Origin of the sequence: Amycolatopsis rhizosphaerae (assembly GCF_007713715.1) — a bacterium.
GTDB lineage: Bacteria > Actinomycetota > Actinomycetes > Mycobacteriales > Pseudonocardiaceae > Amycolatopsis_E > Amycolatopsis_E rhizosphaerae.
On record NZ_VJWX01000408.1, the window covers coordinates 1 to 6,372 of the forward strand.

Here is a 6,372-nt window from a genome sequence, read left to right on the forward strand (position 1 = left end):
ACCAAACCGTTCGCGCCGCGCCCCGTGGTCTACCGCACCACCGACCTGCGCAGCAACGAGTTCCGGGGGCTGGTGGGCGGGGCGGCCTACGAGCCGCAGGAGGACAACCCGATGATCGGCTACCGCGGGTGCTACCGCTACGTCCGCCAGCCGGATCTGTTCGCACTGGAACTGGAGGTGCTGGCGCGGGTGCGGGAGCAGACGCCCAACCTGCACCTGATGATCCCGTTCGTGCGCACCCGGTGGGAACTGGAAGAGTGCCTGCGGCTGGTCGACGCCAGCCCGCTCGGCCGCCAGCGCGGGCTGCACCGGTGGGTCATGGCCGAGGTGCCCTCGGTGCTGTACTGGCTGCCGTCCTACGTCGGGCTGGGCGTCGACGGCGTGTCGATCGGCAGCAACGACCTGACCCAGCTGATGCTCGGCGTGGACCGGGATTCGCGGGAGTGCGCCGAACTGTTCGACGAGTCCGACCCGGCGGTGCTGGACGCCATCGGCACCATCGTGTCCAAGGCCCGCGCGCTCGGCATCACCTCGTCGCTGTGCGGGCAGGCGCCCTCCAACCGCCCGGAGTTCGCCGACCACCTGGTGCGGCTCGGCATCACGTCGATCTCGGTGAACCCGGATGCCGTGGCCGCGGCCCGCTCCGTCATCGCCTCCGCCGAACGGCGCCTGCTTCTCGAGGCCGCACACCGCGCCTGACTCCCCGGCCCCGCTCGAACACTCCGGCGGCACTCCGGCGCGGTCGCTCAGGGGGTGCCGGTGGCGGGGGTGCACCAGCCGTCGGCGAAGCGGGCGAGCAGGTCGCGCCAGCTCACCATGCCCACCACGGTGCCGTCCTCGACGACGGGCAGGCAGCGCTGGTGCGATTCCACCATCGCCGTGGTCACCTCGCCCAGGTCCATCCCCGCGGCCACGGCCGGTGCGGGGGAACGCATGATCTGGCGGACCACGCGGGCCCGCAGCCCGGCGATCGCGCCGTCCTCGGGGGTGGGGGCCGCCAGCATGAAGCGGGCCCGGAGCAGATCGGCCTCGGTCACCAGCCCCACCAGCCTGCCCGCCGCGGCGAACACCGGCAGCGTGGTGAATCCGCGGTCCATCATCAGCTTGGCGGCCTCTTCGAGGGTCGCCTCGGCCGTGACGCCGATGACCGGTGTGCTCATGATGTCCCGTACTCGCATGAGGCGAGCATGTTCCGCGTCGCGCGGTGCCGGACAGGGCCGAAGGGCCTCGCCCGGGTGTGCGAGTGTCCACAGCGCACCCCACCGGAAGCGGAACCCGCTGCGGGCCCCGGCCGCAGCCGGGGTCCTCGGCCTCGCCCGCCGGTGACCAAGGGCCCTTCGCCCGCCGCCGCCGGATCGTGATGCTCGGTGACGGAACCGAGTTCAGGGCAGGAGGCCGGTGGTGATGAGCGGGATCCGATGGTGGCGGCTGCCGCACGTGGGCGGGAATCCGCTGGTCCGGACGGCGGACCGGGTGGAAAGCGGGCTGCTGCTGGTCGTGGTGGCGCTCGCGTTGCTGGCGGTGCCGGTGGCGGCCTCGCTGGGGTCGGACAGCTACGGCAGGCAGAAGCTGACCGCCGAGGCCGAGTCGGCCACCCGGCAGCCCGCCACCGCCGTCCTGCTCTCCGACGCACCGGCCGAAACGGTCGGCCCGCACGGGGTGCCGGTGTCCACCACGGTCGCGGTCCCGGCCTCCTGGCGGGTGGCGGGTGGCGGACGGAGCGGGATGGTGACGGCCCCGCGCGGAACGCCGGCCGGGACCATCGTGCCGATCTGGCTGGACACCCGGGGCACGCCCACCGCCCCGCCGGCGCCGCCGGAAGCCGCCGTCATGACGGGGATCGCCACCGGCGTGCTCACCTGGACCGCGTTCGCGGCCGGGCTCGCCATGGTGTTCGGCGCGCTGCGCCGCCTGCTGGACCGGGGACGGTACGCCCGCTGGGAACGCGAGTGGGCCCGTCTGGACCACCGCAGCTACTCGTGAGGAGAAACGGATGAGGGCGCGAGACATCATGAGCCACCCGGTGATCACGGCGAAGCCGGGGACACCGGTGAAGACCGCGGAACTCCTGCTGTCGCAGCACGGCTACACCGCACTGCCCGTGGTCGACGACGACGGCGCCCTCGTGGGGATCGTCAGCGAGGAGGACTTCGTCGCCGACCGCTTCCCGCAGGAACCGAGGAAACCGGCCCGCACGGTGGGCGAGGTGATGACCTCCCCGGCGGCCGCGGTGGACGTGAACGCCGGGGCGCGGCAACTGGCGCGCATGATGGTCGAGCGGCACATGCGCAGCGTGCCGGTGACCGACCGCGGCCGGCTGGCCGGGATCGTCACGCGGCACGACTTCCTGCGGGTGCTCGCCCGGCCCGACCAGGTGCTCGCGCGGGACGTGGAGCAGCGGCTGGCGGTCTTCGGCGGCCCGGAGCGGTGGGTGGTGGACGTCCGCGACGGCGAGGCGACGATCATTGACCGGTACGACAGCCCGAAGGATCGCGAGGTCGCGGTGATCCTCGCCGAAGGTGTGCCGGGCATCGTCCGCGCCCGTTCCTACGCGGGGGAAATCGAACGACAGGAGGAGCAAGCATGAGCGCGCCGATCGTGGTGGGCATCGACGGTTCGCCGGGGTCACGCCGGGCCGTGTTGTGGGGGGCCGACGAGGCGGCGCGCCGCCGGGCGCCGCTGACCCTGGTGCACGCCTTCGGTATCCCGGACGCCTTCTACGGCGAGACGATGCCGCCCAAGGACTGGCTGGACATCCGGCAGGCGGAGTCCCGGTCGCTGCTGCGCGAGGCGGCGGAGCTGGCCGGGCGGGTGCACCCGGAGCTGGAGATCGACACCGAGTCCACTGTGGATGCTCCGATCCCGTTCCTGCTCGGCTGGTCCGAGCGGGCGAAGCTGCTCGTGCTGGGCTGCGCGGGCCGGGGCGAGTTCGGCGACCTGCTGCTCGGCTCGACGGCGGCATCGGTTTCGGCGCGCTCGCGGTGTCCGCTGGTGGTGGTCCGCGGAAAGGAGCGGGGCGCGGCCGCGGTGGACGATCCGGTCGTGGTCGGCGTGGACGGAAGCCCGGAGGCCGAGGCCGCGATCGAGCTGGCCTTCGAGGAGGCTTCGCTGCGCAAGGCGCCGCTGGTGGCGGTGCACACCTGGAGTGACGCCGACACCCGGCAGGTCTTCTCCGCGGCGCGTGCCGAGTTCAGCTTCGAGCCGTTGCGCGAGTCGGAGACGCGGGTGCTGGCCGAGGCGCTGGCAGGCTGGGAGGAGAAGTACCCGGAGGTCGGCGTGCGGCGGGTGGTCGCGCAGGACCGGCCGCGGCACGAACTGCTCGAATGGAGCACGAAGGCGCAGCTGATGGTGGTCGGCAGCCGTGGCCGTGGCGGGTTCCGCGGTCTGCTGCTCGGCTCCACCAGCCACGCGCTCCTGGAACACGCCGAGTGTCCCGTGCTCCTCGTCCGCTCCGCCTGACCCGCCCCGCACAGGCCTTGGCCATGGCCGTGAAGGGTCCCTTCACAGTCGATTCGACTGTGAAGGGACCCTTCACGGCTCGCCCCAGGGCGGAGGCGGGTCAGTCGGTGCGGGCGTCGTAGGTCTCGCGGTGGGCGAGCACCTCGTCCATGTGCGTTTCGGCCCAGGTCTTGAGGCCCCGCACCATGTGGTGCAGCGAGAGACCGAGGTCGGTCAGCTCGTAGGAGACCGTGACGGGCACGGTCGGGGCCACGGTGCGGGTGACGAGACCGTCGCGCTCCAAGGAGCGCAGCGTCTGGGTGAGCATCTTCTGGCTGACCCCGGCCAGCAGGCGGGCCAGCTCCGAATAGCGCATCGACCGGGGCTCACCGGCGCAGTGGGTGCCCGGCTGGTGCGAGCCGTCGCTGCCCAGCGCGGCCAGGATCAGCGTGACCCATTTGTCAGAGATCCGGTCGAGCAGTTTGCGGCTGGGACACGCCGCCAGGAAGGCGTCGTATTCCGCCTTGGTCTGCGCCCTCTTCTGGGCCGCCGTCATGGTTGCCATTCCCTCGCTCCTCCAACCCGTGGGGGTGTTACGCACTTCGAAGTGCCTACTTCCCGTCAGGAAGCTACCCACCAATACTGATGCAACGAACCGCTGGGCACCAGTACCCGGCGCATCAGGAAAGGCAAGGCATGGGCACGCTTCCCACTTCACTTCCCGGCGGCACCTGGACCCTGGGCGACCTGAGGGTCACCCGGTTCGGCTACGGCGCCATGCAGCTCGCCGGTCCCGGGGTCATGGGTCCGCCTGCCGACCACGACGGCGCACTCGCCGTCCTCCGCGAGGCCGTCGACCTCGGCATCACCCATATCGACACCGCCGACGCCTACGGGCCGCGCGTCACCAACCGGCTGATCCGCCAAGCGCTGCACCCCTACCCCGAGTCGCTGCACATCGTGACCAAGGTCGGCGCGATCCGGGACCGGCAGGGCGGCTGGCCCCCGGCCCGGAAGCCGGAGGACCTGCGCCGGGCCGTCCACGAGAACCTCGAAACCCTCGATCTCGAGATGCTCGACCTGGTCAACCTCCGGCTCGGCAACGCCGAGGGACCCCAGCCCGAGCCGGTCGCCGAGGCGTTCGAGACGCTCGTCGAACTCCAGCAGCAGGGCCTGATCCGGCACCTCGGCGTGAGCAACGCGACGGCGGAGCAGGTCGCCGAGGCGCAGGCGATCGCGCCGATCGTCTGCGTGCAGAACCTGTACAACCTCGCGCACCGCAACGACGACGAGCTGATCGACAGGCTCGCCGAAGAGGGCATCGCCTACGTGCCCTTCTTCCCGCTCGGCGGCTTCAGCCCGCTGCAGTCGTCGGTGCTGTCGGCCGTGGCCGCCCGGCTGGAGGCGACGCCGATGTCCGTCGCACTGGCCTGGCTGCTGCGGCGGTCGCCGAACATCCTGCTCATCCCCGGCACCTCGTCGGTGGCGCACCTGCGGGAGAACGTCGCGGGCGCGGGACTCCCGCTCTCCGGCGAGGAACTCGCCGAGCTGGACAGGATCGGCCGCTAGACGAGTACCGGGGCGGAAGGACTTTCGGCGGTCCGGCGGGGGCGGAAAGACCCTGCTCCCCCAGAGCGGGCGGGCGCACGCTGGAGGCCGGAGGTGGGATCGTGAGCAGTCTCGGAGTGGCGATCGTGCGCCAGTACGAACGGGGGGTGGTGTTCCGGCTGGGGCGGATCCGCGTGGTCCGGGAACCCGGGTTGCGGTTCATGATCCCGATCGTGGACCGGATGCGGAAGGTCAGCCTGCGCACGGTGACCATGCCGATCCCGTCCCAGCAGATCATCACCAGGGACAACGTGTCCATCGGGGTGGCCGCGGTCGCCTACTTCCGGCGGGTCGACCCGGTGCGCTCGATCGTGGCGATCGAGAACGTGGAGTCGGCGATCAACCAGATCGCGCAGACCACCGTGCGCAACGTGGTCGGCCGGTCCACATTGGACCGGGTGCTGTCGGAGACCGAGACGCTCAACGAGGCGATCAAGACCATCCTCGACCGGACCAGCGAAACCTGGGGTGTGCTGGTGGAGATGGTCGAGCTCAAGGACATCGAGCTGCCGCAGTCGATGCAGCGCGCGATGGCCCGCGAAGCCGAGGCGGAGCGCGAGAAGCGCGGCAAGATCATCGCCGCGGAGGGGGAGGCGCTCTCGGCGGACAAGCTCGCCGAGGCCGCCGACGTGATGGCCCGGCATCCGATCGCCCTGCAGCTGCGCAATCTGCAGGTGCTGTCGGAGATCGCGATCGAGCGCAACTCCACGATCATCTTCCCGGCCCAGCTGATGGACAGCTTCACGGCACTGAACTCCTTCGTCGGCAGGGAAAGCGGCGCGGCGGCCGACCGGGCCGAGCCGGTGCTGCCCCGCATGGCGCGTTAGGACGGCGGCGATGCGTGCCGAGCCCGGGGACTGGATCCTCATCCGGGGGCGCACCGTCGACCTGCCCTGGCAGCGCGGCCGGATCCTGGAGGTGCGGTCGCCGGACGGGTCCCCGCCGTACCTGGTGCGCTGGGTGGCCGACGACCGCGTCTCGCTGCTCTTCCCCGGCCCGGACGCCACCGTGCTCAGTGCTGAGGAACTCGCCGCCGCCGACGAGCGCGACCGTGCGCGGCTCGCCGCGCTGCGGCAGGCGATCGGCGCGCGGAAACCGGTGACCAAGGGCCCTTCACCCCCGGCGCCGACCGGCTGAAGCTGGAAGCAGCCAGCCAGCCCGGCAGGAAGGGACGCGCGATGGCCGCTGAGGGTTCGACGGGGCCGAGGGGGCCGATCGTCGTCGGTGTGGACGGCTCGGAGACCAGCGTCGCGGCGCTGCGCTGGGCCATGGCCGAGGCCGGACCGACGGGCCGCGAAGTGGTCGCCGTGACGGCCTGGACCCACC

10 protein-coding genes are annotated in these 6,372 nt (G+C 71.9%); 8 read left to right on the forward strand and 2 right to left on the reverse strand.

Annotation, left to right across the window (positions count from 1 at the left end; genetic code table 11):
- On the forward strand, window positions 1-699 hold a 699-nt coding region (locus tag FNH05_RS28930; RefSeq protein WP_342781627.1), incomplete at its 5' end, for a putative PEP-binding protein.
- A gap of 47 nt (window positions 700-746) precedes the next feature.
- Here FNH05_RS28930 and FNH05_RS28935 read toward each other — a convergent pair.
- Window positions 747-1,178: a CBS domain-containing protein gene (locus FNH05_RS28935; RefSeq protein ID WP_144592017.1), complete on the reverse strand. Its 432-nt coding sequence runs from the start codon at window positions 1,176-1,178 to the stop codon at window positions 747-749.
- 226 nt (window positions 1,179-1,404) lie between these two features.
- Between FNH05_RS28935 and FNH05_RS28940 the strand changes: the two genes are divergently transcribed.
- Genes FNH05_RS28940 through FNH05_RS28950 form a run of 3 tightly spaced genes read left to right on the forward strand, consistent with a single transcriptional unit; the run spans window position 1,405 to window position 3,459 of the window.
- Window positions 1,405-1,983, forward strand: coding sequence for an Rv1733c family protein (locus FNH05_RS28940; RefSeq protein WP_144592018.1), 579 nt, complete (start codon window positions 1,405-1,407; stop codon window positions 1,981-1,983).
- Window positions 1,984-1,993: 10 nt separating this feature from the next.
- On the forward strand, window positions 1,994-2,587 hold the full coding sequence (locus tag FNH05_RS28945; protein ID WP_144592019.1) for a CBS domain-containing protein: 594 nt from the start codon (window positions 1,994-1,996) through the stop codon (window positions 2,585-2,587).
- Entirely contained in the window at window positions 2,584-3,459 is an 876-nt protein-coding gene (locus FNH05_RS28950; protein ID WP_144592020.1) for a universal stress protein, read from the forward strand. Before FNH05_RS28945 ends, FNH05_RS28950 begins: the two co-directional genes overlap by 4 nt.
- 100 nt (window positions 3,460-3,559) lie before the next feature.
- Here FNH05_RS28950 and FNH05_RS28955 read toward each other — a convergent pair whose 3' ends face one another.
- The gene (locus tag FNH05_RS28955; protein ID WP_144592021.1) at window positions 3,560-4,003 is read right to left on the reverse strand and encodes a winged helix-turn-helix transcriptional regulator; all 444 of its coding nucleotides are present in this window, start codon (window positions 4,001-4,003) and stop codon (window positions 3,560-3,562) included.
- A 131-nt stretch (window positions 4,004-4,134) separates the two neighbouring features.
- Between FNH05_RS28955 and FNH05_RS28960 the strand changes: the two genes are divergently transcribed.
- From FNH05_RS28960 to FNH05_RS28975, 4 genes are all read left to right on the forward strand, one after another.
- On the forward strand, window positions 4,135-5,007 hold the full coding sequence (locus FNH05_RS28960; RefSeq protein WP_144592022.1) for an aldo/keto reductase family oxidoreductase: 873 nt from the start codon (window positions 4,135-4,137) through the stop codon (window positions 5,005-5,007).
- Between the two features lie 101 nt (window positions 5,008-5,108).
- Entirely contained in the window at window positions 5,109-5,873 is a 765-nt protein-coding gene (locus tag FNH05_RS28965) for a slipin family protein (protein WP_144592023.1), read from the forward strand.
- A gap of 10 nt (window positions 5,874-5,883) precedes the next feature.
- Window positions 5,884-6,183 carry a DUF1918 domain-containing protein gene (locus tag FNH05_RS28970; RefSeq protein WP_144592024.1) on the forward strand — a complete coding sequence of 100 codons (300 nt, stop codon included), beginning with the start codon at window positions 5,884-5,886 and terminating at the stop codon, window positions 6,181-6,183.
- A 41-nt stretch (window positions 6,184-6,224) separates the two neighbouring features.
- A partial coding sequence (locus FNH05_RS28975) for a universal stress protein (protein WP_144592025.1) occupies window positions 6,225-6,372 on the forward strand: 148 nt, incomplete at its 3' end.

Coding starts and splice junctions, on each gene's coding strand:
- FNH05_RS28935 (WP_144592017.1), bottom strand. CDS start 1,178: ATGCGAGTACGGGACATCATGAGCACACCGGTCATCGGCGTCACGGCC.
- FNH05_RS28950 (WP_144592020.1), top strand. CDS start 2,584: ATGAGCGCGCCGATCGTGGTGGGCATCGACGGTTCGCCGGGGTCACGC.
- FNH05_RS28960 (WP_144592022.1), top strand. CDS start 4,135: ATGGGCACGCTTCCCACTTCACTTCCCGGCGGCACCTGGACCCTGGGC.
- FNH05_RS28955 (WP_144592021.1), bottom strand. CDS start 4,003: ATGGCAACCATGACGGCGGCCCAGAAGAGGGCGCAGACCAAGGCGGAA.
- FNH05_RS28945 (WP_144592019.1), top strand. CDS start 1,994: ATGAGGGCGCGAGACATCATGAGCCACCCGGTGATCACGGCGAAGCCG.
- FNH05_RS28970 (WP_144592024.1), top strand. CDS start 5,884: ATGCGTGCCGAGCCCGGGGACTGGATCCTCATCCGGGGGCGCACCGTC.
- FNH05_RS28940 (WP_144592018.1), top strand. CDS start 1,405: ATGAGCGGGATCCGATGGTGGCGGCTGCCGCACGTGGGCGGGAATCCG.